Here is a 26186-nt window from a genome sequence, read left to right on the forward strand (position 1 = left end):
GTCGTGCAGTGAGTGGCTCAGCTGGGCCGTCCGGTCGGCCGGGCGGGGAATCTGGCTGCTCGGATCGTCAGCGCAGGAGACTCTTCGTCGCCGCCCTGATATCTGTCCATTTGAACTCGAACCCTGCTTGTTCCAGGCGCTTGGGCAGCACCCACCTGCTCTTGAGCACCAGCTCCGACTCCTGCCGGAGGACGAACATCCCGATCTCCAGCAGCCAACGTGGTGCCGGAATACCGATCGGCATCCGTACGCCACGTCGCAGGGACGCCATCAGTCTGGTGTTGTCCGAGACGCCGGGGCTCGAGACGTTGATGGGTCCGGTCATCTCCTCATGCGCATCGATGAATCGGATCGCACGCACAACATCGTCGATATGGACCCAGCTGAACCGCTGCCTGCCATGACTGAGTCGATGCCCGTGCCAGACACGGGGGCCTGAAGCATCGGGCCCGATTCCGCGGTACCGAGTGTGGCCGAACCACCGCCCCTCCAGCTGAGGTCCGCCGGCCCCGAACCTGGCTGCGGTCGCGAGCATGTTCAGCGCGGCACCATCCCCGAGCACGATCGCCAAACGCATCGCCACTCGTCTGGTCTTGGGCAGATCGCCACGGAAGAACTCCCGTTCCCAGCCCTTGGCCACGTCAACGGAGAAGCCCTCGCCGAGGTCTCCATCGTCCTCGGTCTGCGGCCGGTCCATGGCATAGCGGTAGACGGTGGCCGTGCTCGAGTTGATCCACAAACGCGGAGGCGCCGAGGCGGCCCTGACCGCATCGTTCAATGTCCGAGTCGTCGTGACTCGGGAGTCCCAGACGTCCTGCCGGTTGCGATCGTTGTATCGGCACCCCACGCTGCGGCCAGCGAGGTTGATGAGCAGATCGGCGCCATCGACTACGGCAGCGATCCCTTCGAGATCGTCCCAGGAGACATGTGAGCCCGAGGAGGAGGCCCGGCCAATGGTGCGCACCCGGTAACCCCACGACTGGAGAGGAGCGAGGAGTGATCCGCCGATGAAACCGGAGGCTCCGGCGATGACAGCCATCGGCGACGAGTCGTCGTCGGGCTGAGGAGACCAATTTTCTGCAGTCATGAAGCGACGGTAACACCTGCAAAACCGCGCACTGGCGGGGATCTGCATACTCCCAACTCACTCAGTCGCGCCAGGTGTGGTGGGCGTCACCGTGCGAGATCGGATTTCGAGTTGCGTGGCAGTCCTGGCCTGGTCTAGAGTTGTATCTCGTTGCCCCGCAGAAAACGAGTTCTTCTCGAACAGTTTTCACCGGGTGTGACCAGCACAAACACAGTTTGGTTGGGTCACACGAGAATGTGGGTAGCAGCAACATAATTGAAACTGACACCCCTGGTGTACGGGCCTTGCCTTCGTGGTGGGTTCGGTGACGGGTGAGTGTGTGTGGTTTGAGAATCCAATAGCGTATTTGTTTGAACAGATAGTGATGCCAGAAACATTTTTTCTGGTAAGACAATCACATGTCCAGACACCAGTGTTCGTTCCCCTCGCCGGGAATGGGCACTTTGTTGTGTGTGGGTATGAAATTTTTAGGTCAACTGCGATCACCCCGTGATCGTTGCTTGACTGTCTTGCCGGGGTTATAAACGCAACATAATTTTTTTATGGAGAGTTTGATCCTGGCTCAGGACGAACGCTGGCTGCGTGCTTAACACATGCAAGTCGAACGCTGAAGCCCCAGCTTGCTGGGGTGGATGAGTGGCGAACGGGTGAGTAACACGTGAGTAACCTGCCCCCGACTTCGGGATAAGCCCGGGAAACTGGGTCTAATACCGAATATGACTCCGACTCGCATGAGTTGGAGTGGAAAGTTTTTTCGGTTGGGGATGGGCTCGCGGCCTATCAGTTTGTTGGTGAGGTAATGGCTCACCAAGACGACGACGGGTAGCCGGCCTGAGAGGGCGACCGGCCACACTGGGACTGAGACACGGCCCAGACTCCTACGGGAGGCAGCAGTGGGGAATATTGCACAATGGGGGAAACCCTGATGCAGCGACGCAGCGTGCGGGATGACGGCCTTCGGGTTGTAAACCGCTTTCAGCAGGGAAGAAGCCACCTTCGGGTGGTGACGGTACCTGCAGAAGAAGTACCGGCTAACTACGTGCCAGCAGCCGCGGTAATACGTAGGGTACAAGCGTTGTCCGGAATTATTGGGCGTAAAGAGCTCGTAGGTGGTTGGTCACGTCTGCTGTGGAAACGCAACGCTTAACGTTGCGCGTGCAGTGGGTACGGGCTGACTAGAGTGCAGTAGGGGAGTCTGGAATTCCTGGTGTAGCGGTGAAATGCGCAGATATCAGGAGGAACACCGGTGGCGAAGGCGGGACTCTGGGCTGTAACTGACACTGAGGAGCGAAAGCATGGGGAGCGAACAGGATTAGATACCCTGGTAGTCCATGCCGTAAACGTTGGGCACTAGGTGTGGGGGACATTCCACGTTCTCCGCGCCGTAGCTAACGCATTAAGTGCCCCGCCTGGGGAGTACGGTCGCAAGGCTAAAACTCAAAGGAATTGACGGGGGCCCGCACAAGCGGCGGAGCATGCGGATTAATTCGATGCAACGCGAAGAACCTTACCAAGGCTTGACATACACCAGACCGGCCTGGAAACAGGTTTTCCTCTTTGAGGTTGGTGTACAGGTGGTGCATGGTTGTCGTCAGCTCGTGTCGTGAGATGTTGGGTTAAGTCCCGCAACGAGCGCAACCCTCGTTCTATGTTGCCAGCACGTAATGGTGGGAACTCATAGGAGACTGCCGGGGTCAACTCGGAGGAAGGTGGGGATGACGTCAAATCATCATGCCCTTTATGTCTTGGGCTTCACGCATGCTACAATGGCTGGTACAGAGAGATGCGAGACCGCGAGGTTTTAGCGAATCCCTTAAAGCCAGTCTCAGTTCGGATCGTAGTCTGCAATTCGACTACGTGAAGTCGGAGTCGCTAGTAATCGCAGATCAGCAACGCTGCGGTGAATACGTTCCCGGGCCTTGTACACACCGCCCGTCAAGTCACGAAAGTCGGTAACACCCGAAGCCGGTGGCCCAACCCTTGTGGAGGGGGCCGTCTAAGGTGGGACTGGCAATTGGGACTAAGTCGTAACAAGGTAGCCGTACCGGAAGGTGCGGCTGGATCACCTCCTTTCTAAGGAGCACACATAAGAACCCCGACAACAGACACCGATTGTGTGTCTGGTTGGGCAGCTCAAGGGTGGAACATTGCTATTTTCGCTCATCCGACCTGCGTGGTCACGGTATGTTCCGTGTTCGCGGGGGTTGTGTGGTGGGCTAGAACAAGTACGTTATTGGGTCCTGGAATCACAGGCCCCACAACGATGCGCACTCTTTTGAGGGTGTGGTGGTTGTGGTGTGGTGGTTTCAATCTAACGGACCGACCCAGGTCATGGTCATACTGCTGTAGCAGTGTGGGTGTGGGTGGTGTTTGGTAGTGGTTTGAGAATCGTATAGTGGACGCGAGCATCAACAACACACTTGTGTGTGTTGTTTATGTAATGTGATTTTTCTTGTGAAATCCGAAAGTGTTTTTTTCGCGCACACAATTATCGACTGACTTCATTGTGGTTGGTATGAGTGTGTAAGAGCGCATGGTGGATGCCTTGGCATCAGGAGCCGATGAAGGACGTGGAAATCTGCGATAAGCCTCGGGGAGCCGATAAACGGGCTGTGATCCGAGGGTGTCCGAATGGGGAAACCCCGCCACATGAGAGTGTGGTGACCCGCATCTGAATATATAGGGTGTGTGGGGGGAACGCGGGGAAGTGAAACATCTCAGTACCCGTAGGAAGAGAAAATAAAATATGATTCCGGGAGTAGTGGCGAGCGAAACTGGAAGAGCCTAAACCTTGTCAGTGTCAAACGTGCTGGTGTTGCTGGCTTGGTGTTGTGGGGTATGCGTGTTCGGTCCAGCATGACCGGAACGTTGATGTGTGCTGCGTGTAGTCGAAGCTGGTGGGAAACAGTACCGGAGTGGGTGAGAGTCCCGTAGACGAAACATGTGGCCCCAACGTTGTGCATATACCCGAGTAGCACGGTACTCGTGGAATGTCGTGTGAATCTGCCAGGACCACCTGGTAAGGCTAAATACTTCCTGATGACCGATAGCGGATAGTACCGTGAGGGAATGGTGAAAAGTACCCCGGGAGGGGAGTGAAATAGTACCTGAAACCATGTGCTTACAATCCGTCAGAGCCTCCTTGTTGGGGTGATGGCGTGCCTTTTGAAGAATGAGCCTGCGAGTTAGCGGTGCGTGGCGAGGTTAACCCGTTGTGGGGTAGTCGTAGCGAAAGCGAGTCCGAATAGGGCGTTTCAGTCGCGTGTCCTAGACCCGAAGCGGAGTGATCTAGCCATGGGCAGGGTGAAGCGTGTGTAAGAGCGCGTGGAGGCCCGCACCCACTTCAGTTGAAAATGGAGGGGATGACCTGTGGTTAGGGGTGAAAGGCCAATCAAACTCTGTGATAGCTGGTTCTCCCCGAAATGCATTTAGGTGCAGCGTTGCGTGGTTCTTGCCGGAGGTAGAGCTACTGGATGGCTGATGGGCCCCACCGGGTTACTGACGTCAACTAAACTCCGAATGCCGGTAAGGTTCAGCGTGGCAGTGAGACAGTGGGGGATAAGCTTCATTGTCGAGAGGGAAACAGCCCAGACCATCAACTAAGGCCCCTAAGCGTGTGCTAAGTGGGAAAGGATGTTCAGTTGCGAAGACAACCAGGAGGTTGGCTTAGAAGCAGCCATCCTTAAAAGAGTGCGTAATAGCTCACTGGTCAAGTGATTGAGCGCCGATAATGTAGCGGGGCTAAGTACACCGCCGAAGTTGTGGCAGCATCCCAATAAGCCGTAATGGTGGGGTGTTGGGTAGGGGAGCGTCGTGCTGGCAGTGAAGTCGCCGTGTGAACGAGTGGTGGAGCCGGTACGAGTGAGAATGCAGGCATGAGTAGCGAAAGACGGGTGAGAAACCCGTCCACCGGATGACCAAGGGTTCCAGGGCTAGGCTAATCCGCCCTGGGTAAGTCGGGACCTAAGGCGAGGCCGACAGGCGTAGTCGATGGACAACCAGTCGATATTCTGGTACCGACGCATAACCGTCAATACCAAAACACGTGATACTAACCATGTCACATGCCCGTGATGTCTTCGGATGTCTGGTTGGTGTGTGGTGTGGGACCTGAGTGTGGAGTCGGTAAGCGCGAGGTGTGACGCAGGAAGGTAGCCAGGCCACGCGATGGTAGTCGTGGTCTAAGGTCGTAGCACGTGGGGGTAGGTAAATCCGTCCCCACATTGAGTGTGAGAGCTGATGGGCGCCCCATTTTGGTGGGGTGATCTGGTGATCCTATGCTGCCGAGAAAAGCATCGGCGTGAGGTTGTGTGTTGCCCGTACCCTATAACCGACACAGGTGGTCAGGTAGAGAATACTAAGGTGATCGAGAGAATCGTGGTTAAGGAACTCGGCAAAATGCCCCCGTAACTTCGGGAGAAGGGGGACCATCCCGGTGAAGCCAACTTGCTTGGTGATGTGCTGGTGGTGGTCGCAGAGGCCAGAGAGAAGCGACTGTTTATTAAAAACACAGGTCCGTGCGAAGATGTAAGTCGATGTATACGGACTGACGCCTGCCCGGTGCTGGAAGGTTAAGAGGACTCGTTAACCCCTTGAGGGGGGTGAAGCGGAGAATTTAAGCCCCAGTAAACGGCGGTGGTAACTATAACCATCCTAAGGTAGCGAAATTCCTTGTCGGGTAAGTTCCGACCTGCACGAATGGCGTAACGACTTCTCTGCTGTCTCAACCACGAACTCGGCGAAATTGCATTACGAGTAAAGATGCTCGTTACGCGCAGCAGGACGGAAAGACCCCGAGACCTTCACTATAGTTTGGTATTGGGATTCGGTGTGGTTTGTGTAGGATAGGTGGGAGACTGTGAGACCTTCACGCTAGTGGGGGTGGAGTCGTCAAGTGAAATACCACTCTGACTATACTGGATTTCTTAACTTCGGACCCTGATCGGGTTCAGGGACAGTGCCTGATGGGTAGTTTAACTGGGGCGGTTGCCTCCTAAAGAGTAACGGAGGCGCCCAAAGGTTCCCTCAGCCTGGTTGGCAATCAGGTGTCGAGTGTAAGTGCACAAGGGAGCTTGACTGTGAGACGGACGTGTCGAGCAGGAGCGAAAGCTGGGACTAGTGACCCGGCCATGGCTTGTGGAAGCGTGGTCGCTCAACGGATAAAAGGTACCTCGGGGATAACAGGCTGATCTTGCCCAAGAGTCCATATCGACGGCATGGTTTGGCACCTCGATGTCGGCTCGTCGCATCCTGGGGCTGTAGTCGGTCCCAAGGGTTGGGCTGTTCGCCCATTAAAGCGGTACGCGAGCTGGGTTTAGAACGTCGTGAGACAGTTCGGTCCCTATCCGCTGCGTGCGTAGGAAATTTGTGGAGGCCTGTCCTTAGTACGAGAGGACCGGGACGGACGAACCTCTGGTGTGCCAGTTGTACCGCCAGGTGCATGGCTGGTTGGCTACGTTCGGGAAGGATAACCGCTGAAAGCATCTAAGCGGGAAGCCTGCTTCGAGATGAGATTTCCAACCCCACTTGTTGGGGGTGAGGTGTCCTATAGATTATGGGTTTGATAGGCCGGGTATGGAAGCATCGTGAGGTGTGGAGTTGACTGGTACTAATACGCCGATCACTCATACAATCCTTTATTGTGGTTGGTGTGTGTGAGTAACATTTGTAGGGTTTCACGAGACGTTCTTTGTGATGAGTCACGTTATGTGTGGTGTTCGCGTTCGCTGTACGGTTCTTGGACCGCTACTGACTCTTTGAGGACTGTGTGTTCTTGGGGTGGTAGTTGGTTTGTTGGTTTTGCGGTGGTGATAGTGGTGGGGAAACGCCCGGTTAACCGTTCCGATCCCGGTAGCTAAGCCCATTCGCGCTGATGGTACTGCAACTTGGTGGTTGTGGGAGAGTAAGTGACTGCCGCAATATTCTTTGGGAGGGGGAGTGCTCGCTGATTTGGTTCAGCGAACACTCCCCCTCCTTTTTGCTATTCACCCACAGCAACCGCCCATGTGAGCGGCCCGCGTTGTCGGGTGTTCAGCGTGTGGGCACGGTGAGGGTGGCTTTGGCGCGATCCATGACGACGTGGGTGCTGAAGCGTCGCACGTTGTCGTTGGCGAAGAACAGCTGTCGTGTCAGTTCCGTATACTCCTGCATGTCTCTGACCATGAGGATGAGGACGAAGTCCCATTCTCCTGCCACGTAGTAGCACTGCTGAACCTGCCGACAGTCGACGAACGAGGATCGGACTTCGTCGAGTATGTCGAGCTGTTCGCTTTCCACCGCAATGTGGACGATGACAGTCACTGGACGACCGAGCTTCTCCGGAGCCACGGTGACAGCGCTTCCCGTGATGACGCCAGAGTCGGTCAATCGCCGCATTCGACGATTCACTGCCGCCGTCGAAAGCCCAACTCTGGTACCTAAGGCGGACTGGGCCAGTCGAGCATCGTGCTGCAGAATGTCGAGAATCTCGAGGTCGATGGTGTCCAAGGCGGTGTCCATGTCAACAGTTTGCGGCAGCTGGGCCCGGGGCGCAATCTTTATGCGCGTCGAGCCGGACGAACACAGGGTTTGTTCCATCCACGTTGTACACATTCGCATGGTGTCCGATGATGAGGATATGACTCATCATCCTGTGACGCTCGCGCACGAAGCGCGAAGGTACTTGCACCAGCATCCTGGCATCGGCTTCGCCGTTGATCAGGCCGGCGAGTACATCGCCCGTATCTGTACGTCACTGGGGTGGACAGTCACCCGCGGCATCGGCGGTACCGGTGTGGTCGCCACAATGAGCAGAGGGTTCAGCCCCCGCTCGATCGCACTGCGCGCGGACATGGACGGTCTGGCGATCACAGAGGCAACAGGACTCGACTACGCGTCTGACAACCTGGGGGCGATGCATGCCTGCGGACACGACGGGCATATGGCCATGCTTATGGGAACTGCCGCGACATTGTCTGCGAGCCCCGGCTTCGATGGCACAGTCCACATGTTCTTCCAGCCCGCGGAGGAGCCGGGCACGGGCGCCGAAGCGATGATCGCGGACGATCTCTTCGCCCGCTTCCCCGTCGAGGCCGTCTACGGGCTCCACAACATACCGGGCATCCCGGAAGGTGAGTTCCATGTGCGGTCGGGTCCCATCATGGCGGCTGAGGACAACTTCGAGATCAACATCGTCGGTCGTGGCGGCCATGCCTCAGCGCCGCATCTGGTCATCGATCCGATGATCATCGGCGCCGAGCTTGTCCTTGCCCTGCAGTCGATCGTGTCTCGTTCGACCGACCCGCTTCACGCTGTCGTTGTCTCCTGCACGGAGCTCGTCACCGATGGGGCACGAAATGCAATTCCGAGCACTGTGACGATCAAAGGCGACGTGCGTACCTTCACCGAGGAGAACAGCCGACTCGTCGAACAGCGCATCCACGAGATCGCTGGCGGCATCGGCTCCGCCCACAGAGCCGGCGCCACCGTGTCCTACAGCCGCGTATTCCGTCCCACAGTCAATGACCCGGATTGCGTGGCCGAGTTTGCTGTGGCGGCCGCCTCGGCGCTTGGTGAGGACCGAGTGAACGCCGACTGCCAGCCCATCACAGCCAGCGAGGACTTTGCCGCGTATGCGCGCGAGGTTCCCGCCTGTTTCGGATTCCTCGGCACTGGAATCATCTCGGCCGAGGGCGATGGCGCCACTCCTCTGCACAGCAGCATCTATGACTTCAACGACGCCATCCTCGAGGCGGGCATCGCCGTCTTTTCGAGCCTGGTGCGCTCAGCCCTCCCAGACAGGACTCCTTCATGACTCGCGAAGAACACTCACTGATGACCCCGGATTGGTTTGCCAATGCTCGAGATTCGACGTGGACCGTGGCAGAGACGGCCGACGACGCCTACGATTTCCATCGTTCGCTCGACGCATACGCTCCGACGGCACTCGTCGAGCTTCCCGACCTGGCCGACGAACTCGGCGTCGGGCATGTCTTCGTCAAAGACGAATCGACACGGCTTGGTCTGCCGGCGTTCAAGGCGCTCGGGGCTTCCTGGGCCGTGCACAGAGCTCTCCGAGCGCACACGAGCAGGCAGGTGCTGCCCCCGACGGTCGGGTCGCCCGCCCCTGCGAAGGCGGCGGTCGTCACAGCCACGGACGGAAATCATGGTCGCGCGGTCGCCCGATTCGCCAGACTCGCTGGACGAGCCGCAACGATCTATATCCCGGTTGGAGGCATCCACCCATCCGCTGTAGTCGCGATCAAGGAAGAGGGCGCACGGATCGTCGAGGTGGCTGGGGACTATGACGAGGCGGTGGCCGAATCGGCTCGCGCTACGGAGCAATCCGGGGATGTCCTCGTCCAGGACACTGCGTGGGACGGCTACGAAGAGGTCCCGCAATGGATCGTCGACGGATACCTGACACTGTTCAAGGAGATCGACGCGCAGCTGCGGGAGCGGGATCACTCGCAACCTGACCTGGTGTTCGTGCCGACTGGCGTCGGGTCACTGCTGCAGGGCGCCCTCGCCCACTATCGGAGCGAAACCACGTGCCCCGGTACTGCTGTCGTCTCCGTCGAGCCCGAGACCGCTTCCTGCATGATCCCCAGTCTCACCGCGGGTCGAGCCGTCACCGTCGAGGCGTCGACAACGATCATGTCCGGACTCAACTGCCCCACACCGTCGTCATTGGCCTGGCCGTTGGTGAAGAACGGACTTGACGCAGGAGTGGCGGTCAGCGACCGTGACGCGATCGATGCGGCCAGGCGTCTGCTCGTACTTGGCATTGCAGCGGGTCCGTGTGGTGCGGCTGCTCTGGCCGGAGCGCGGCGAGCACTCACCGGAGCCGATGCCGACGAACGCCGTGCCCACCTCGGTATCAACACGGGGAGCACCGTAGTTCTCACCATCACCGAGGGGGCTGGAGCCAATCCCCTCCCGCCAGAGGCCGACCACACGACGCCCGTTCGGCCCGCGGACAGGTACTCCTGAACGGAGGCGACTCGTCGTTCCGGACGACCTTCTTAGGCCTGAGGCCGGGATCAGCGCCCGAAGAGCTTCGAGAACAGGCCCTTCTTCTTCTTCGGCTCCTCCGGCGTGGTTTCGGTCTCCTTCGGCACGCGGTCACTGTCCTGGGACTCAGCCGCAGAGGCGGACGCGGGTTCTGGCTCGTCAACGGGCGGCTGCTCGGGATGGGCCTCAGACGTGGAATGAGCCGAGGAATTCTCAGCGGCGTCGGCAGCGCTCACCTCGGCGGTGGACTCTTCCGGTGACTGTGATGTGGTCGCATCGGTCGATGCCGAGGCGGCAGCGTCCGTGGCAGCGGCATTTTCATCCTCAGTGCCCGCTTGTGCAGAAGGCGCCGGCTCGGCCACTGGGCTCGTCTTGGAAGCAGGCGGTTGGGTCGTCGCAGCAGCGGGGACCTGGGTGCCGACAGAATCGGCAGTCTCTGCCGCAGGGGCGGCTGTTCCTGTGGCCTGTGCGTACTGCTTCGCAGCCTCACCTTCAAGAGGCGCACCCATCTCGCAGTTGGAGATTCGGCGTTCTTCGTCAAATGACAGATCAGCCGAACCATCTGCGAAGAGCAGACGCAGGCCGTCCTCGGCCAGTTCTGCGGTGGGAATGCCGCGCTTGGTCACATAGGACTCAAGCGCGGCGCGATGATCGGTCACCGTCGTCTGCGTCAGGCCCTGCATGAGGGCCCGCACGGTGGTCTTGACCTGAGGTTCGGGGAGGGCGAGCTCCGGGGCGTCAACGAGCAGCCAGACAGTCGTACCGGCACCAGCCGCGGCAGGGTAGTGAGCCCACTTCCCGGTCACCTCCTTCGCCGCCAGCGTCAGACGCAGCGCCAGCTCCTCATCGAGTGGGAGCTCTTCTGTGATGAACTCGGCAACGTCCTCGGCGGCACCGAACTTGCGGACGTCGTGGGCGAGACCGACGACGGTCTCGGGGAACTCGTTGATGTTCTCCCAACCCCACAGCCAGGTGCTCTGAGCGTTCGACTCCGAGCCGAGCAGGTGGGGGCGACCACGCAGGACGGTCCCCTCAGCAGAGGTGAAGGTCAGATGCGGGTCGGAGGTGAAGTCGACCTCCCATTCGGCATCGGCGATGAGTGCGCCGAAGTGCGTCTGCATCTCTGTGGAGAAGAAGACGGCGCGATTGACGAGGTCCTGCAAAGTTGTGCTCATGATTTCAAGACTAGAGGTGTCCGTCCGATTAGCGAGGAGGCACGCGGAGCCACCGCCGAGGTCGGAGCGGGTTCTGCCCGGCCGTGTCAGTGGCGCATGGTGGACTGCAGACAGATGGGAGACTGGCTAGACCTATTGTTCGAGAGGGAAATGAATGTAAGATAGTCTGTTGCGCTTTCGAATATCTCAACGTCTTTTCGCGAACAACTAACCTTTCTGGACGTCCACCGTGGCTCTATTACGCCTGTCCCTGAAATACGCTCGATCCTATCGGCTCTACATCGCTTTGGTTGTCGTCCTGCAGCTGGCCGCAACCATTGCGGCACTGTTCCTGCCGAGCCTGAACGCGCAGATCATCGACCAGGGAGTCGCCAAAGGCGATACTGACTTCATCTGGTCGACCGGGATGACAATGCTCATCGTCTGCCTCGTCCAGGTCGTCACTGCCGTCACCGCCATCTTCTTCGGCGCCCGCACCGGCATGGGTGTCGGGCGGGACCTGCGGCGTGCCATCTACAGCAAAGTTGACGAGCTCTCGACACTCGAAGTGGGCAGATTCGGCAGCGCCACCCTCATCACCCGCAACACCAACGATGTCCAGCAGGTCCAGATGCTGGTGCTCATGACCTTGAACTTCATGGTCTCCACGCCGATCATGTGCATCGGCGGAATCATCATGGCACTGCGCGAGGACGTGGGACTCTCCTGGCTGGTGTGGGTGGCCGTGCCGTTGCTGTTCATCGTCGTCGGCATCCTCGTCTACCTGCTCATGCCGCTGTTTCGGCGGATGCAGGGACAGGTGGATGATATCAACGGAGTCCTCCGCGAACAGATCACCGGCATCAGGGTTATCCGCGCATTCGTGCGCGAACCATTCGAGACCGATCGCTATGCCGACGCCAACCGGGCCCTGACCCAGACCTCAGTCAAGGTCGGCAACCTCTTCGTGCTCATGTTCCCCGCGATCATGATGATCCTCCACCTCGCCACCGCCGCCGTGCTCTGGTTCGGCGGCCACCGTGTTGACGCAGGTCAGATGGAAGTCGGGTCGCTGACCGCATTCCTGCAGTACCTCCTGCAGATTCTCGTGGCCGTGATGATGGGTGTGTTCATGATGATGATGATTCCCCGCGCAGTCGTCTGTGCCGAACGCATCTCCGAGGTCCTCGACTCAACCACGTCCTTGGTCATTCCGAAGGGCGTCGATGAACTCCCTCGCCGAGGTGAGCTCGAGTTCCGCAAGGTCACCTTCGGCTATCCCGGGGCGGAGGTTCCCGTCCTCGAGAACCTCAGCTTCACCGCGCAGCCCGGCACGACGACTGCGATCATCGGTGCCACCGGCGCCGGCAAATCCACCATCGTCAATCTCATCCCGCGTCTGCTCGACCCGCAGTCGGGGGATGTGCTCATCGACGGAGTGCCCGTCAGCGCCTTCAACAGACATCAGCTGGCACAGCTGGTGGGCCTGGTGCCGCAGAAGCCGTATCTGTTCTCGGGCACGATTGCCTCCAATCTGCGTTTCGGAAACGAATTCGCCGATGACGCTGATCTGTGGGAGGCACTGACGACCGCTCAGGCCGCAGACTTCGTGGCAGACAAGACCAATCAGCTTGAGGAGGGAGTCGCCCAGGGAGGCACGAACTACTCGGGTGGGCAGAGACAGAGACTCTGCATCGCCAGAGCGTTGGCGGCTGCGCCGAAGATCTTCGTCTTCGACGATTCGTTCTCTGCTCTCGATGTGGCCACGGACGCCCGTCTGCGCAGCGCCCTAGACAACACGACCGGCGATTCGACGGTCGTGGTCGTGGCTCAGCGAGTCTCGACGATTCGAGATGCCGACCAGATCATCGTCCTCGACGAAGGCAGGATCGTCGGCCGGGGAACGCACGAGGAACTCGTGGGTGCCAATGAGACCTACCAGGAGATCGTCGAATCCCAGCTGGCCGCGGAAGGGGTGAACTGACATGACGAGCAAGGAATCCAGCGAGTCAACCACGTCAAGCACCTCGGCGGCAACGACAGCCGCTGACCCCGATACGACGCAGACCACTGACGAGGAATACCTGTCCCAGGGCGACGATGGGGATATGTTCAGCGACACGCCTGCTAAGAAGGCGAAGCATTTCTGGCCCTCGGTCAAACGACTGTTCGGACTGATGGCAACGGAGAAGCTCGGGCTCATCAATGTCGTTCTCCTTGTCATCGGGTCGGTCATTCTCACCGTCATTGCGCCGAAGGTGCTGGGCAAGGCGATGGACATCGTCTATTCCGGTGTCATCGGGTCACAGATGCCCGCTGGTGCGAGCATCGAGGACATCATCGCCGGTGCTCGTGCTGAAGGCAGAGACGACTTCGCCAATATGCTGGCCACCGCCGACGTTGTTCCCGGGCAAGGCGTCGACTTCACCGCACTGGGCCAAATCATCATCATCGTGCTCCTCATGTACCTCGTAGCCTCGATGCTCATGTGGGCGCAGGGCTACATTCTTAACGCCCTCGTCATGCGAGTCGTCTACCGACTCCGCGAAGACATCGAGCGCACCATCAACAGGCTTCCGCTGCGGTATTTCGACACCAGGCAGCGCGGAGATGTGATGTCTCGCGTGACCAACGATGTCGACAACATCCAGCAGGCACTGCAGCAGGCCTTCTCTCAGCTCGTCCAGTCCGCACTGACCATTGTGGGCATCGGCGTGATGATGTTCATCGTGTCCTGGCAGTTGGCGCTGCTGGCCTTCATCGCACTCCCACTCTCGGCGCTCATCGCCGGTGTCATCGGCACCCGGTCGCAGAGGATGTTCAAGGCACAGTGGAAGCACACCGGTGAGGTCAACGGGCATGTCGAAGAGTCGTTCTCCGGTCTCGACGTGGTCCGCGCCTTCGGCCGCGACGAGGTCATGCTCGAAGAGTTCGACCGCCGCAACGAGTCCCTGTACCAGGCTTCGGCAGGTGCACAGTTCGTGTCGGGCATGATCATGCCCGCCATGCAGTTCGTGTCCTACCTCAGCTACGTCCTCATCGCCGTCGCAGGCGGCTTGAAGGTGGCTTCGGGGCAGATGACCCTGGGCGACGCAACCGCTTTCATCCAGTACTCCCGCGAATTCTCGCAGCCGATCTCGGAGATGGCCGGAGTGGCGAACATGCTGCAGTCCGGTGTCGCCTCGGCCGAAAGGACCTTCGAACTGCTTGATGCCGAGGAGGAAGAACCCGATGACGCACAGGAGTCGCTGCCCAAGCGTACTCCGGGCCGGGTCGAGTTCTGTGAGGTCAGCTTCCGCTATACCGAGTACACTCCGCTCATCGAGAAGGTCTCCTTCACCGCCGAGCCCGGCCACACCGTGGCCATCGTCGGACCGACCGGGGCAGGCAAGACCACCTTGGTCAACCTGGTGATGCGCTTCTACGAGATCACCGGTGGCCACATCTTCCTCGACGGCACCGACACCCAGAATCTGACTCGAGCAGACCTGCGATCCCACGTCGGCATGGTGCTCCAGGATGCCTGGCTGTTCGAAGGCACCATCCGAGAGAACATCCGCTACGGCAGACTCGATGCCACAGACGAGGAGGTCATGGTTGCGGCCCAGGCAACCATGGTCGATCGCTTCGTGCGACAGCTCCCCGACGGATACGACACGGTCATCGACTCCGACGGTGGCAGCGTCTCTGCCGGTGAACGCCAGCTGATCACGATTGCGCGAGCTTTCCTCGCCGATCCGTCACTGCTCATCCTCGACGAGGCGACCTCCTCGGTCGACACCCGTACCGAGGTCCTCGTCCAACAGGCCATGGCCGCTCTGCGCACGGACAGAACATCGTTCGTCATCGCACACCGCCTGTCCACGATCCGTGATGCCCACACCATCCTGGTGATGGAAGACGGAGCCATCGTCGAACAGGGCAACCACGAGGAGCTGCTGAACACAGAAGGCGCGTACTACCGCCTCTACATGTCACAGTTCCGTGGGGAGGATGCGGAGGAGCAATTCACCGCCGAGGTGCTCGCTGAGTCAGAGACCGAGATCGGAATCGTCATCGAGGATCACACCGATGCAGATGACGTTGAGGACGCTGAGTCTGCTGAAGGAAGACGCAACGATCGTGGGCAGGCTGTGAGCGTGCTCAGCGAGGACACAGCCACGGACTCCTGACCCAGCTGCGACTGATGACGTGGTCGCAACTGGAGAATCGGCTCCCGCAGCTTCGGCTGCGGGGGCCGAAATCATTCCCATCAAGGGTAACGATTTTAGGCCGCATACGACCGTATCTGCCCAATCGTGACATGGCCTCGTCTCTGCTCTCACACGCTCCCCGGTGCTGTGCCGGGAGAGAAAGACGTGGTGGCTGGGGCAGTGGGCACCTGAATGGGCATGACCGGTCGCTTCCAGTGCCAGGACGATGTCTCAAAGAGATAAACATTCTGGAATATCCCACTCACATTTCCGTCATGAACTAAAAGACCAAAAGTCGCCACCCACTCACTACGAACGTAAGGTCATTTCCACACCGGCACACGGCAGCCACCAGGGCCCTCTGGAAGGATCATCATGAAACTGCTGGCACTCGCAGCAAGCATCGCCTTGGCAGTCTCCACCATCGGACTCGGTCCGGCCGCCGCGAACACATTGACCACAACCGAGGTATTGGCTGCACAGGAAGGCGCAGAGCCCGCGAGCGACGGTGCCGCCGATCCCGACGCACCCGGCCCGCCCGCAGACGAGACGGCCTCTCCTGACGCCGATGAGGAAGGCGCGGGCGAAGACGGCGCCAGCGACGGCGCAGAGGAATCCGAGGCGATCGATGCCGGCTTCTCTCTCGAGAAGACGGAGATGACCGCTGAAGAGATCGGTGACCCCAGCCAGGGGATCCGGTACACCGTCGACTCCCTCAAAGCCGGGGATGTCGTCACCACCGAACCTGGCGAGGCCACGTCGACGACTGTCGTCAGCGATGGTGCCTTCACCGGGACGATCCTCGGCAACACCGAGCTCAAAACCGGTGACACCCTCGAAGTCAGGGTCACCGTCAAACGAGAAGGAGAGGAGTCGAAGACCTTCAGCAGCAGCGTCGAGGTCGTCGCTGCCGATGACGAGGATGCCGACCTCACGGTCTCGCCGGAGACTCAGAACCTGGACGACTTCATGAACGACGGTGTCGAGATCATTCTCGCGAACTGCGCGATTGATGACGAGGTCAATTTCCGCATCACCGGCAAGGGCGACTCAGACACAGTCATCTGGGAGGACACGCAGAGGGCGGCTGGTGAAGATGCTGCCGGACTCACCACATTCAGCCCCGACACGGGCAGAAGCGGTTGGATCGGTGATTTCGTCGTTACAGCCTCCTGTGGAGACAAAGGCGCGGAGACGACCTTCACCGTGACCGACACCGAAGGCGAGGATTCGAATTCATTTCTCACCGTTTCGCCCAAGACTCAGGGCGTGCAGGAGTTCCTCAAGGACGGAGTCAGCATCACGCTCGTCAACTGCGTCATCGATGACGATGTGACATTCAGGGTGAGCACGAAGCATGACCCTGACACCACCATCTGGGAAGAAACGCAGAAAGCCGGTGAGGATGCAGCCGGATATGCCAACTTCGTCCCCGAGAGAGACGGCGGCCCGGGATGGGGCGGCGAGTTCCTCGTGATGGCCTCGTGTGGAGATACGAGCATGGAGACAACCTTCACGGTCACCGCTGACAACAGCATCGTCGACCCGAAACTCTCCATCAACCCGCAGAAGATCTCTGGTGAGGACTTCATCAAGCGGGACAAAGGGGTCACGATCACCGTCACAGAATGCCAGCCGGGCAGCGACGTCCAGTTCGAAGTCTGGGGGTTCGAACCCAGTGAGAAGCTCTACGAACAGACGGCGGAGGCGAACGAGAACGGTGCCGCGTCGGTCCAGGTCTACGGCATCGACAGCAGACCCGAAGCTTATGCCGGCACCTACAAGGTGATCACGGTCTGCATGGAGCACGCCATGAACGGCGAGTTCGTGGTGACTTCCGGTGGCGGCGCCTCGGGTGGTTCTGATCCGGGACCAGACGATTCCGGCGATGCCGGTTCGATGCCGCGAACCGGTGCCGAACTCACCGGTCTCGGAGCGGGAGCGGCTCTCATACTGGCCGGCGCAGCGACGATCATCTTCGCCCGGCGCCGTGCACAGCTGGGGTCATGATGGGTGACCCGTCGGGTTGGTGAACATTCCCGGCCCGACGGCGCGAACCACATGACTCCAGATAGTAATCGCACCCTGGCACTGCGACATGAAGTCGAAGTGCCAGGATGCGAACTATTGTCTGAATCAGCGCCCGTTGACTAGGGTGCGCACCGCCGAGGAGAAGAATCCCTGACCGTCGATGCCGCCACCGTCTTCGGGTCCGAACCCGGCCTCGACGGCGTGTTCGGGGTGGGGCATAAGGCCCACGACGTTTCCGGCCTCGTTCGTGATACCGGCGATGTTGCGCAGAGAACCATTGGGGTTGAGTCCCTGGTAGCGAAAGACCACACGACCGGAGCCTTCGAGCTCGTCGAGGACCTCGTCGGTGGCGACGAACCCGCCCTCACCGTTCTTCAGCGGAATGCGAATGGTCTGTCCCTGTGCATAATCACCGGTCCAGGCAGTAGTCGTATTCTCCACAACCAGTTCCTGGTCACGGCAGATGAAATGCTGGTGGTCATTGCGGATGAGGGCACCGGGCAGCAGGTGTGATTCGCAGAGGATCTGGAACCCGTTGCAGATGCCCAGGACCGGCATACCAGCGTTGGCGGCGGAGACGACGGACTCCATGATCGGAGCGAAGCCCGCGATCGCACCGCAGCGCAGGTAGTCACCGTAGGAGAACCCGCCGGGCAGAATCACAGCGTCCACACCTGCAAGGGTGGAGTCGGCGTGCCACAGGTTGACTGGTTGGGCTCCCGCTAAGCGAACCGCACGGGCGGCATCCCGATCATCGAGGGTCCCGGGGAATGTCACGACACCGATCGAGACTCCGGACTCGGCACTCGCCTCGGCGGTGGTGGGATCCGTGATGACAGCCGTCATCAGGCTTCCTCGACGGCGCGAACGGCCACAACGTTCTCGATGACTGGGTTGGACAGAAGCTTCTCCGCGGCCTCACGAGCCTGTGCGAGAACCTCCTCGGTGACTTCACCGTCGACTTCGAGTTCGAAGCGCTTTCCCTGTCGGACCTCACCGAATCCGGTGAAGCCGAGTCGGGACATTCCACCGGAGATCGCCTTACCCTGAGGGTCAAGAATCTCGGGTTTGGGCATCACCTCAACGACGACACGTGCCATGCGTGTTCTGCTCCTTCAAGAAAGTGTTCGGGAGTTCCTCCCGCGCTCGCTGAAAGTCTATCAAGCGCGGAAGGCGCCCCCGCCTTCGGTCCGAGCTGCGGACGTCACCGGCAGTGTCAGGAGTCGAAGCCCATGCCCACAGCATCGAGTGCCTTGAGCAGTGGACCTCGCCGGCCCTCGTTGCCGTCGGCCTTGATGAGTGCGTTCGTCGTCATCTGGATGCCCAGCCAAGCCACCGGCTCGGGCGGGAAGGGCAGAGGCATTCTGCGCACCATCTCCAGCTGCGTCAGCTCGGTGTCCTGCCCAGACAGCAGATCGAGCATGACGGTGCCCGCGAAGCGCGAAGCGCCCACACCCAGTCCGGTGAACCCGGCGGCCATTGCGACCTTCTTGCCGTAGGCCGTGGTGAAGAAGGAGAAGAACCGCGAGCAGGTGTCGATCGGTCCACCCCATTTGTGGCTGAACTTCAGGTCGGCCAGCTGGGGGAAGGTCTCGTAGAAATGTTCGGCCAGGGTCTCGAAGGTCTCCGGTCGCTGGTCGTACTTCCACGACACCTGCCGACCGTAGTGGTAGACGGCATCCCATCCTCCGAAGAGGATCCGATTGTCGGCTGAGAGCCGGTAGTAGTGGAACCGGTTCGCGCAGTCGCCGATGCCTTGCCGCCCGCCCCATCCGATGGACTCAAGCTGCTCATCATCCAGCGGTTCGGTCATCAGGGCGTAGTCGTAGACCGGGACCGTGTGCAGACTGGCCCGTTTGAGCAGCGAGGGGAAGACGTTCGTCGCCAAGGCGACGCGCTTCGCCGAGATCGTCGCCGAGTCCTCGGCGTCCTGGCCGCCGTCCTGGCCGTCGACCTGCGAAGAGGTCGTGACCTGGACGGTGGACTTCCGGTCACTGACATCGGTGACCTTCGTGCCCTCGAAGACCTCGACACCGAGCTCACGAATGACCCGGAGCAACTCCCAACACAGTTTGGCGGGGTTGACCATGACGACCTCACGAGAGTCCCAGAGGGCACCCTTGTAGGTCGGGGACTTCACGATCTGAGCCAGTTCCTCCTGGTTGTAGAAGATGAAACCGGCCTCTGGGTCGTGTGCCTCCCGCAACTCAGGGACCTGGTAGTCCTCTGTGGCCACATCGAGTTCACCGGTGCGTTCGAACTCGACGTCCATCCCGTACCTGGTCACTGCCTCCCCGATCGCAGCGAGGTTCTCGCGCCCCAGCTGCGCCAGACGTTCGTTCTCCTTCGGCAGATGAGACTCGCCATTGTCATAGCCGTGGGTCAGGCTGGCTGCGCAGAACCCGCCATTGCGGCCAGAAGCGGCCCACCCGATCGAGTTCGCCTCAACCAGGACAACGTGGCGCTTAGGGTCACGCTCCTTGGCCTGCAGTGCCGTCCACAATCCCGTGAAGCCACCCCCGACAATGACGAGGTCGGCCTCAAGGTCGTGGGACAACGGTGGCAGGGGCTTCGTGCGCTGCTCGGAATCGAGCCAGAACGGCACGGTGGAGGCGTCGGCCAATGCGGCATTGACGTCCATGTCTATTCTCCTTCTGTCTGACCCCATTCGTCTGCGGCCTGACAACATTCGGGTCCTGCCTTGCGGCAGTCATTATTCTGCCTTGCGGCAGTCATTTCAGGATTGCGGGGTGCGGTGGCTGGGCCCGCCTCGGTGTCGAGGACGGGGCAAGGGATCATCCTGCCATCGTCTTGATGATCTCCGTCGAACTTCCACCCGCCTTGCGCAGCACGAAGCCCACGAAGGCCAGAGCCAACAGAGTCAGGAGGAACATCACCGTCGACATCGCCGCGACCTCGGGGCGCAGGGCCACGCGGACAGCGGAGAAGATGTAGACCGGCCACGGGGTGTATCCAGGCTGCTGCACGAAGCTCGAGAGGATCGTGTTGTCGAGGCTGACCGTGAACGACATCAGCGCACCGGCGAGGATGCCTGGGGCAGCGATCGGCAGGGTGATGTCCTTGAACCGATTCCACGGAGTAGCGCCCAGGTCAGCGGCGGCATCTTCGAGCTGAGTGTCGATGCCAGCCAGTCTGGCCCTGACGATGAATGTCACGATTGCCATGGAGAACATCGCGTGCGCGATGATGAGCCTGACCAAACCATTGTTGAGCGGGCTGATGCCCCAATCGACGCCGACCGTGACGAACCACGGCAGGAACGAGATGCCGTCGACGATCTCAGGAGTGACCAGTGTCAGCCCGAGGACCACTGTCAGTCCCACTGCCCACCACGCGCCCTTCGGGGCTCGGGCCAGGGCAACACCGCCGAGGGTGCCGAAGATCGTCGAGACGATCGCTGTGCCCACCGCGGCCTGGAGGCTCGTGACGATCGAGGAGATGATGATGTCGTTGTTCATTCCGCTGATGTAGGCCTGCAGACCGAAGCCGCGGAAGTTTGCGAGCACCTTGCCGTTGTTGAACGAGTAGGCGATGATCACCGCGATCGGAATGAACAGATAGGCGAATACCAGGATTCCCCAGACGTGCAGGCCGATGTCCGTCGGCGTTCGGCGTGCGAAAGTGTTCTTCTTCGACATTTCAGGCCCTCCCGTCTTTCAGCGGCACGCTGTTGAGTTTCGCTGTGATCGCCTGCCCCAGTTTGAGCAGGCCGAAGCCGACACCGACGACCACCAGGGTCGAGAGGATGAGGATCACGGCCATGGCCGCACCGACCGCCCAGTTCTGAGCCGTATTGAATTGGTTGGCGATGAGCTGGCCGACCATCGACCCGCTCGCCCCACCGAGGACTGTGGCTGTGACGTAGTCGCCGTTGAGTGGGATGAACACGAGCAGACAACCCGAAACGACGCCCGGCATCGCCATTGGCAGCGTCACTTTGAGGAAGGTCTTCACCTTACCTGCGCCGAGGTCGTAGCTGGCTTCGCGCAGCTTCTTCCCCGACGCGTCGATGGCGACGAAGAGCGGAAGGATCATGAGCGGCAGGTAGTTGTAGACGACACCGATCTGCACTGCCGAACGCGTGTAGAGAATATCAATCGGACCGTCGAGGAGCCCCAATCCCTGCATCCAGTTCGAGAGGAATCCGTCAGGCGAGAGCATGATCTGCCACCCCAGTGTGCGGACCAGGAAGTTCGTCCAGAACGGAACCATGACCAGAGCCAAGGCCAATGACCTCCGGGCCGGCGAGACCTTGATGGCCAGCCAATAGGCGAAGGGCAGCGCAATGATCAGGCACAGAATCGTGCCGAGGATCGAGATGCGCAGCGTCGCGAAGAACGTCGAGACGAAGCTCGTTGACATCGCCTCCGGGTAACGGTCGAAGGACAGCTGGTCCGTGGCGATGGCAGTGAACTCGTCGGGTTTGTAGCCGAAGCTGTAGAAGATGACGAGTGCTACCGGGATGAGGAAGAAGAACAGTGCGTAGGCCCAGGTCGGGAATGACAGGGCCGAGGCGCCGAAGATGCCTGTCGACATGCCGCGCGGCTTCTTCACCCTTTGGCTCGGCTTCTTTGCCGCTGGTGTGGTCTGTGGTGCTGGTCGAGCTGCTTGGGTGCTCATGCTCCGCTCCTTGCTTGCGCATCGGCGAAGATCTTCGTGCGGATCTGATCGGCCGGGGTCTGCTTGCTGGGTTCGAGACGGTCGAGGACTTTCTGCGACGGAAAGATGAGGTCCTGCTCATCGAGGTCGGCCTTCTTCGCCTGTTCGGCCAGTCCCTTCGTGCCGATCGGGTATCCGATGTAGTCGAGCTGCTCGACCGCCGTTTCCGGCGAGATCATCTGGTTGATGAACGCGTGTGCAGAATCCGGGTGCGGTGCGCCGGTGGCGATGGCCCAGCAGTCCGTCCACAGGTTCGCCGAGGGCGTCGGGAACACGAACTTCCAGTCCTCGGGATTGGAGACTTCGGACAGACCTTGGCGAGCGTCACCGTTGAAGGCCTGCAGCAGGGTGAAGCTGCCCTGGATCATGCCCGTGGCGACATTGCCGATATAGGCCTTCGTATTCGGAGCCAGCTGGTCGATGACGATTGTCCTCGCCTCTTCGAGCTCCTTATCATCCTGGGTGTTGAGACTGTAGCCCAGTGCGGACAGCGCGATCGCGCTGACCTCCCACGGGTCCTCGAGCAGCGACGTGGTCCCTGCTGCCTCCTTCTGCGCGGTATCGATGAAGTCCTGCCAGCTCTTCATCGTGTGGGTGATCTTCGTCGTGTCGTAGACGAACCCGGTGGTGCCCCATGCCTTGCAGACCGAGTACTTGTTGTCGGGGTCGAAGTATTGGTTCGTGAAGTTCGGATCCATGTGCTTGAAATTCGGGATCAGATCGAGGTCGAGCTCTTGGAGCAGATCGTGTTCGAGCATCTGCGGAATGTTCGCACCTGTCGGGACGACTACGTCATAGCCTGAAGTGCCGCGCGAAGTGGAGAGTTTTGCGACCAGCTCCTCATTCGATCCATAGGAGTCGACTTGGACGAGTACGTCGTACTTGGACTTGAAGGCCTGGATGAGGTCAGGACTGTCGTAGTCACCCCAGGAGTACAGGTTGAGCTTCGATTCGAGCTTTCCATCCGTGGCGGGTGAGGCCGCCATCTTCGTGTTCCGTCCACAGGCACTGAGTGCACCTAAGCCCGCGACGCCGAATCCGGCCAGCAGCGCTCGCCTGGTCAGCCGCGAGGTCTTGACCCGGGGTGCCAGGAAGTGCACATCGGGAATCTTGTTCGCCATCTCAGGCACCGCCCTCATACCCGTAGACATCCACGGCCTCGGCATCCCAGCTCAGGTCCACCTCGGCGCCGGCGGTGAGGATCTCATTGCCGGCCGCGGGCACACGGGCCAGAAGCTCGTCGTTGTCGCCGGAGACGATCATGTATTGGATGACGTCACCGAGGAAGGACACCGACATGATGCGCCCCAGGGCGGAGTTCGTGGCCGGCCGAGCCTGACCAGCCGGAGCTACGTGCATCCGCTCGGGGCGGATGGCAACCTGCACCTTGTCACCGACCGACAGGGTCCCTGCAGTCCCCGCCGCCGAGGCGGGTCGAAGATCGGTCGAGGGCGTTTCCATGACAGCGTTCGCCGTCCGCAGCTGTGCTGTGCCGCCCTCGATTGCGGTCACCTCGGCGGGGACGAAGTTCTGTTTTCCGATGAACCCGGCGACGAACCCGTTGACGGGGTTGGCGTAGATGTCCTCGCCGGAGCCGATCTGCTGGATCACGCCGTTGTACATGACGACGATGCGGTCACTCATGGCCAGTGCCTCGTCCTGGTCGTGGGTGACGAAGACGAATGTCGTCCCAAGCTTCGTGTGGAGGCGTTTGAGCTCGAGCTGCATCTCCTCCCGCAGCTTCCGGTCGAGGGCAGACATCGGCTCGTCGAGGAGGAGAACCTGCGGACGGTTGACCAGAGCTCTGGCCAGAGCGATGCGCTGCTGCTGACCGCCCGAGAGCTGTTCAGGTTTGCGACCGGCGAAGTCCTCCATCTGAACGAGCGCGAGGACCTCACGAACGCGATCGGCGATCTCCGCTTTCGGAGTCTTGGACTGCTTGAGCCCGTAGGCGATGTTGTCGGCGATGTTCATATGCGGGAACAACAGGTAGGACTGGAACACCGTGTTGACCGGACGCCGGTGCGGGGGAAGGCTGACGATGTCCTTGCCGGAAAGCAGGATTGCGCCGTCGGTCGGGACCTCGAACCCAGCGATCATGCGCAGCAGGGTCGTCTTGCCGCAGCCCGAGGGGCCCAGCAGTGACAGGAACTCACCCTTGCGCACCGACAGATCGAGCCTCTCGATCGCGGTGTTGTCCCCGAATACCTTCTTCACTCCCTGAATCTCCAGGTGTTCGAGCTGGGTGGGCGCCGTTGTTTCGGCAGTGGCTGTCGTGGTCATGATTGCCTTTCAGCGTGTGTGTCTGCAACGGGCTCTGCGGTGGTGGTGGTGGGCTCTGCGGTGGTGACGTCGTGGACGATGCGGCCACCGGCGATCGTCAGCTCGTTGTGCACCTCGGCGAGCCTCTGTGGGGTGATGTCGAAGGGGTTCGCGCTGGCCAGCGCGAGGTTCGCGATCTGGCCGGTGCGGATGGTTCCGTTGGTCTTCGAGCGCAGCAGGTGCGCGGAACCGGAGGTGTAGGCGCTGAGCGCGGTCGACAGGTCGATGGCCTGTTCGGGCAGGAGTGGTGCAGGGTCGCCGGCATCGGGATGCGAACGGTTGACGGCCACATGGATGGCCTCCCACGGGTTCGGTGTCGACACCGGCCAATCCGACCCCATCGCCAGGTGCGTGCCCGCATCGGCGAAGGACTTGAACGGGTAGAGCCAGCGGGAGCGTTCGGCGCCGAGGTAGGGAAGATTGAGGTCGAGCAGCTGCTGGTCGTGACAGGCCCACAGGGCCTGCAGGTTCGCGGTGATCCCGAGCTGAGCGAAGCGGGGAATGTCGACGGGATCGACGACCTGCACGTGGGCGATGTGATGCCGTCGTTCTCTGCCCTTGACCTCGGAGTCGCTTGGGCCGGTTCCGATGGCGTCGAAGGCGTCGAGGGCCGCCTTGTTGGCGGCATCCCCGATCGCATGGCAGTGGATGTCGAAGCCTGCCGCGTCGAGGGCGGCGAAGGATCGGTGGAGGTGTTCGCGGGTGAAGTAGCTGGTGCCGAACCCGCCGCAGGGACAGCTGTACTCAGCACTCATCGCGGCAGTCCGGGATTCGACGATGCCGTCGAGCATGAACTTCACCGAGGTGGTGCGGAAGTCCCCGTGGGTGCGCCGCTGCTCGAGCAGGGCTGCGACTTGGGCGTCGATGTCGTCGACGTCACGGGGCCACCACAGGCTGCCGACCACCTCGGCGGACAGCTCGCCGGTGTCCTCGGCTTCGACATAGGCGTCGAAGGGGGAGCGGTGGCCGGAGTAGTCGCCGACGATGGCGTCCATCCAGGCGGTGATGCCGAAGCCATGGAGGTAGGACTGTCCGGCGAGGAGACCGGCGCGGATGTTAGCATCGGTGGCGGCCGGGACGTGGGCGGAGACGAGATCCATGGCGGATTCGTGCAGGCACCCGGTCGGTGCTCCTGCTTCGTCCCGCTCGATCACGCCCCCGGGTGGGGCAGGCGTGGAGGCATCGAGGCCGGCGAGGTCCATGGCCTTCGAATTCACCCAGGCTGAATGGTGGTCTGCGCTGAGTAAGATGATGGGCCTGTCCGGACTCAGCTCGTCGAGAATCGCAGCGGACGGTGCACCGCCGGGGAAGTCGGCCATCGACCACCCGCCTCCGGTCACCCAGGCGCCAGCGGCGGTTGCGGCCACATAGTCGCCGATCACCTCGAGCGAGGCCTCAAGGCCCTGTGTTCGGCTGAGATCGCAGGCCAGAGACTCCTGCCCGCCGAACGTCGTGTGCACATGGGCGTCGACGAATCCGGGCGTGATCAGCTTCCCCGTGGCCAAGATGGTGTCTTCGGCAGGGTCTGCGGCCACGCCGGTGCCGATCTCGGTGATGATTCCATCGCGGATGCTGATGCGATTCGCAGGCAGGATGGAGTGACCGTCGAAGATGCTGACGTCGAGAATATCGAGGTTCATGTTCCTCCCGACTTCCTTGTCGAAGGTGAGGCAAGCGCGTCAGACGCACTGGCCAGGATGTCATTGCATGTGCACCGGGATATCGGGC

The 26186-nt window shown here is 60.6% G+C and carries 16 protein-coding genes and 3 rRNA genes; 8 read left to right on the forward strand and 11 right to left on the reverse strand.

The genetic code is table 11. The annotated features are described in order from the left end of the window. Positions 1-67: 67 nt before the first annotated feature. Complete coding sequence (locus AAFP32_RS02490; protein ID WP_350270502.1) at positions 68-1087, reverse strand: epimerase; 1020 nt, start codon at positions 1085-1087, stop codon at positions 68-70. 539 nt (positions 1088-1626) lie between these two features. Between AAFP32_RS02490 and AAFP32_RS02495 the strand changes: the two genes are divergently transcribed. The 3 genes from AAFP32_RS02495 to rrf all read left to right on the forward strand — a co-directional run bounded on the left by AAFP32_RS02495 (position 1627) and on the right by rrf (position 7006). Beyond that, positions 1627-3160: ribosomal RNA gene (locus AAFP32_RS02495) — 16S ribosomal RNA — on the forward strand. A 440-nt stretch (positions 3161-3600) separates the two neighbouring features. After that, positions 3601-6719: ribosomal RNA gene (locus AAFP32_RS02500) — 23S ribosomal RNA — on the forward strand. A gap of 168 nt (positions 6720-6887) precedes the next feature. Next, positions 6888-7006 (forward strand): 5S ribosomal RNA (gene rrf, locus AAFP32_RS02505). The 16S, 23S and 5S rRNA genes sit together here, the layout of an rRNA operon. A 111-nt stretch (positions 7007-7117) precedes the next feature. Here the strand turns inward: rrf and AAFP32_RS02510 are convergent. After that, the gene (locus AAFP32_RS02510; RefSeq protein ID WP_350270503.1) at positions 7118-7585 is read right to left on the reverse strand and encodes an Lrp/AsnC family transcriptional regulator; all 468 of its coding nucleotides are present in this window, start codon (positions 7583-7585) and stop codon (positions 7118-7120) included. A gap of 118 nt (positions 7586-7703) precedes the next feature. Here AAFP32_RS02510 and AAFP32_RS02515 point away from each other — a divergent pair, with 118 nt between their 5' ends. Together AAFP32_RS02515 and AAFP32_RS02520 are read left to right on the forward strand one after the other, a co-directional pair. Continuing rightward, entirely contained in the window at positions 7704-8879 is a 1176-nt protein-coding gene (locus tag AAFP32_RS02515) for an amidohydrolase (protein ID WP_350270504.1), read from the forward strand. Then, positions 8876-10057, forward strand: a complete 1182-nt coding sequence (locus AAFP32_RS02520; protein ID WP_350270505.1) for a diaminopropionate ammonia-lyase — start codon at positions 8876-8878, stop codon at positions 10055-10057. Before AAFP32_RS02515 ends, AAFP32_RS02520 begins: the two co-directional genes overlap by 4 nt. A 50-nt stretch (positions 10058-10107) precedes the next feature. Here AAFP32_RS02520 and AAFP32_RS02525 read toward each other — a convergent pair whose 3' ends face one another. Beyond that, a complete protein-coding gene (locus AAFP32_RS02525) occupies positions 10108-11253 on the reverse strand; it encodes a DUF6882 domain-containing protein (RefSeq protein ID WP_350270506.1) in 1146 nt (381 codons plus the stop codon). A gap of 229 nt (positions 11254-11482) precedes the next feature. Between AAFP32_RS02525 and AAFP32_RS02530 the strand changes: the two genes are divergently transcribed. From AAFP32_RS02530 to AAFP32_RS02540, 3 genes are all read left to right on the forward strand, one after another. Continuing rightward, the gene (locus tag AAFP32_RS02530) at positions 11483-13216 is read left to right on the forward strand and encodes an ABC transporter ATP-binding protein (RefSeq protein ID WP_350270507.1); all 1734 of its coding nucleotides are present in this window, start codon (positions 11483-11485) and stop codon (positions 13214-13216) included. Position 13217: 1 nt separating this feature from the next. Continuing rightward, positions 13218-15404 carry an ABC transporter ATP-binding protein gene (locus AAFP32_RS02535; protein ID WP_350270508.1) on the forward strand — a complete coding sequence of 729 codons (2187 nt, stop codon included), beginning with the start codon at positions 13218-13220 and terminating at the stop codon, positions 15402-15404. Positions 15405-15800: 396 nt separating this feature from the next. After that, complete coding sequence (locus AAFP32_RS02540; RefSeq protein WP_350270509.1) at positions 15801-17435, forward strand: hypothetical protein; 1635 nt, start codon at positions 15801-15803, stop codon at positions 17433-17435. A gap of 126 nt (positions 17436-17561) precedes the next feature. Here the strand turns inward: AAFP32_RS02540 and purQ are convergent, their stop codons facing one another. From purQ to AAFP32_RS02580, 8 genes are all read right to left on the reverse strand, one after another. Further along, positions 17562-18302: a phosphoribosylformylglycinamidine synthase subunit PurQ gene (gene purQ, locus AAFP32_RS02545; protein ID WP_350270510.1), complete on the reverse strand. Its 741-nt coding sequence runs from the start codon at positions 18300-18302 to the stop codon at positions 17562-17564. Further along, positions 18302-18556: a phosphoribosylformylglycinamidine synthase subunit PurS gene (gene purS, locus AAFP32_RS02550; protein ID WP_350270511.1), complete on the reverse strand. Its 255-nt coding sequence runs from the start codon at positions 18554-18556 to the stop codon at positions 18302-18304. Before purS ends, purQ begins: the two co-directional genes overlap by 1 nt. A 116-nt stretch (positions 18557-18672) precedes the next feature. Next, complete coding sequence (locus AAFP32_RS02555; RefSeq protein ID WP_350270512.1) at positions 18673-20097, reverse strand: FAD-dependent oxidoreductase; 1425 nt, start codon at positions 20095-20097, stop codon at positions 18673-18675. Between the two features lie 154 nt (positions 20098-20251). Beyond that, positions 20252-21115: an ABC transporter permease gene (locus tag AAFP32_RS02560; protein ID WP_350270513.1), complete on the reverse strand. Its 864-nt coding sequence runs from the start codon at positions 21113-21115 to the stop codon at positions 20252-20254. Between the two features lies 1 nt (position 21116). Further along, complete coding sequence (locus AAFP32_RS02565; protein WP_350270514.1) at positions 21117-22097, reverse strand: ABC transporter permease; 981 nt, start codon at positions 22095-22097, stop codon at positions 21117-21119. Continuing rightward, positions 22094-23257: a spermidine/putrescine ABC transporter substrate-binding protein gene (locus AAFP32_RS02570; protein ID WP_350270515.1), complete on the reverse strand. Its 1164-nt coding sequence runs from the start codon at positions 23255-23257 to the stop codon at positions 22094-22096. The genes AAFP32_RS02565 and AAFP32_RS02570 overlap by 4 nt, the downstream gene beginning before the upstream one ends. A 1-nt stretch (position 23258) precedes the next feature. Beyond that, on the reverse strand, positions 23259-24419 hold the full coding sequence (locus tag AAFP32_RS02575) for an ABC transporter ATP-binding protein (RefSeq protein ID WP_350270516.1): 1161 nt from the start codon (positions 24417-24419) through the stop codon (positions 23259-23261). After that, positions 24416-26098 (reverse strand): amidohydrolase, encoded by a 1683-nt coding sequence (locus AAFP32_RS02580; protein ID WP_350270517.1) that lies wholly within the window; start codon positions 26096-26098, stop codon positions 24416-24418. The genes AAFP32_RS02575 and AAFP32_RS02580 overlap by 4 nt, the downstream gene beginning before the upstream one ends. Positions 26099-26186: the final 88 nt, after the last annotated feature.

This window comes from Brevibacterium sp. CBA3109, assembly GCF_040256645.1.
Classification (GTDB): Bacteria; Actinomycetota; Actinomycetes; order Actinomycetales; family Brevibacteriaceae; genus Brevibacterium; species Brevibacterium koreense.

Coding starts and splice junctions, on each gene's coding strand:
- AAFP32_RS02490 (WP_350270502.1), bottom strand. CDS start 1,087: ATGACTGCAGAAAATTGGTCTCCTCAGCCCGACGACGACTCGTCGCCG.
- AAFP32_RS02510 (WP_350270503.1), bottom strand. CDS start 7,585: ATGGACACCGCCTTGGACACCATCGACCTCGAGATTCTCGACATTCTG.
- AAFP32_RS02515 (WP_350270504.1), top strand. CDS start 7,704: ATGACTCATCATCCTGTGACGCTCGCGCACGAAGCGCGAAGGTACTTG.
- AAFP32_RS02520 (WP_350270505.1), top strand. CDS start 8,876: ATGACTCGCGAAGAACACTCACTGATGACCCCGGATTGGTTTGCCAAT.
- AAFP32_RS02525 (WP_350270506.1), bottom strand. CDS start 11,253: ATGAGCACAACTTTGCAGGACCTCGTCAATCGCGCCGTCTTCTTCTCC.
- AAFP32_RS02535 (WP_350270508.1), top strand. CDS start 13,218: ATGACGAGCAAGGAATCCAGCGAGTCAACCACGTCAAGCACCTCGGCG.
- AAFP32_RS02540 (WP_350270509.1), top strand. CDS start 15,801: ATGAAACTGCTGGCACTCGCAGCAAGCATCGCCTTGGCAGTCTCCACC.
- purQ (WP_350270510.1), bottom strand. CDS start 18,302: ATGACGGCTGTCATCACGGATCCCACCACCGCCGAGGCGAGTGCCGAG.
- purS (WP_350270511.1), bottom strand. CDS start 18,556: ATGGCACGTGTCGTCGTTGAGGTGATGCCCAAACCCGAGATTCTTGAC.
- AAFP32_RS02555 (WP_350270512.1), bottom strand. CDS start 20,097: ATGGACGTCAATGCCGCATTGGCCGACGCCTCCACCGTGCCGTTCTGG.
- AAFP32_RS02560 (WP_350270513.1), bottom strand. CDS start 21,115: ATGTCGAAGAAGAACACTTTCGCACGCCGAACGCCGACGGACATCGGC.
- AAFP32_RS02565 (WP_350270514.1), bottom strand. CDS start 22,097: ATGAGCACCCAAGCAGCTCGACCAGCACCACAGACCACACCAGCGGCA.
- AAFP32_RS02570 (WP_350270515.1), bottom strand. CDS start 23,257: ATGGCGAACAAGATTCCCGATGTGCACTTCCTGGCACCCCGGGTCAAG.
- AAFP32_RS02575 (WP_350270516.1), bottom strand. CDS start 24,419: ATGACCACGACAGCCACTGCCGAAACAACGGCGCCCACCCAGCTCGAA.
- AAFP32_RS02580 (WP_350270517.1), bottom strand. CDS start 26,098: ATGAACCTCGATATTCTCGACGTCAGCATCTTCGACGGTCACTCCATC.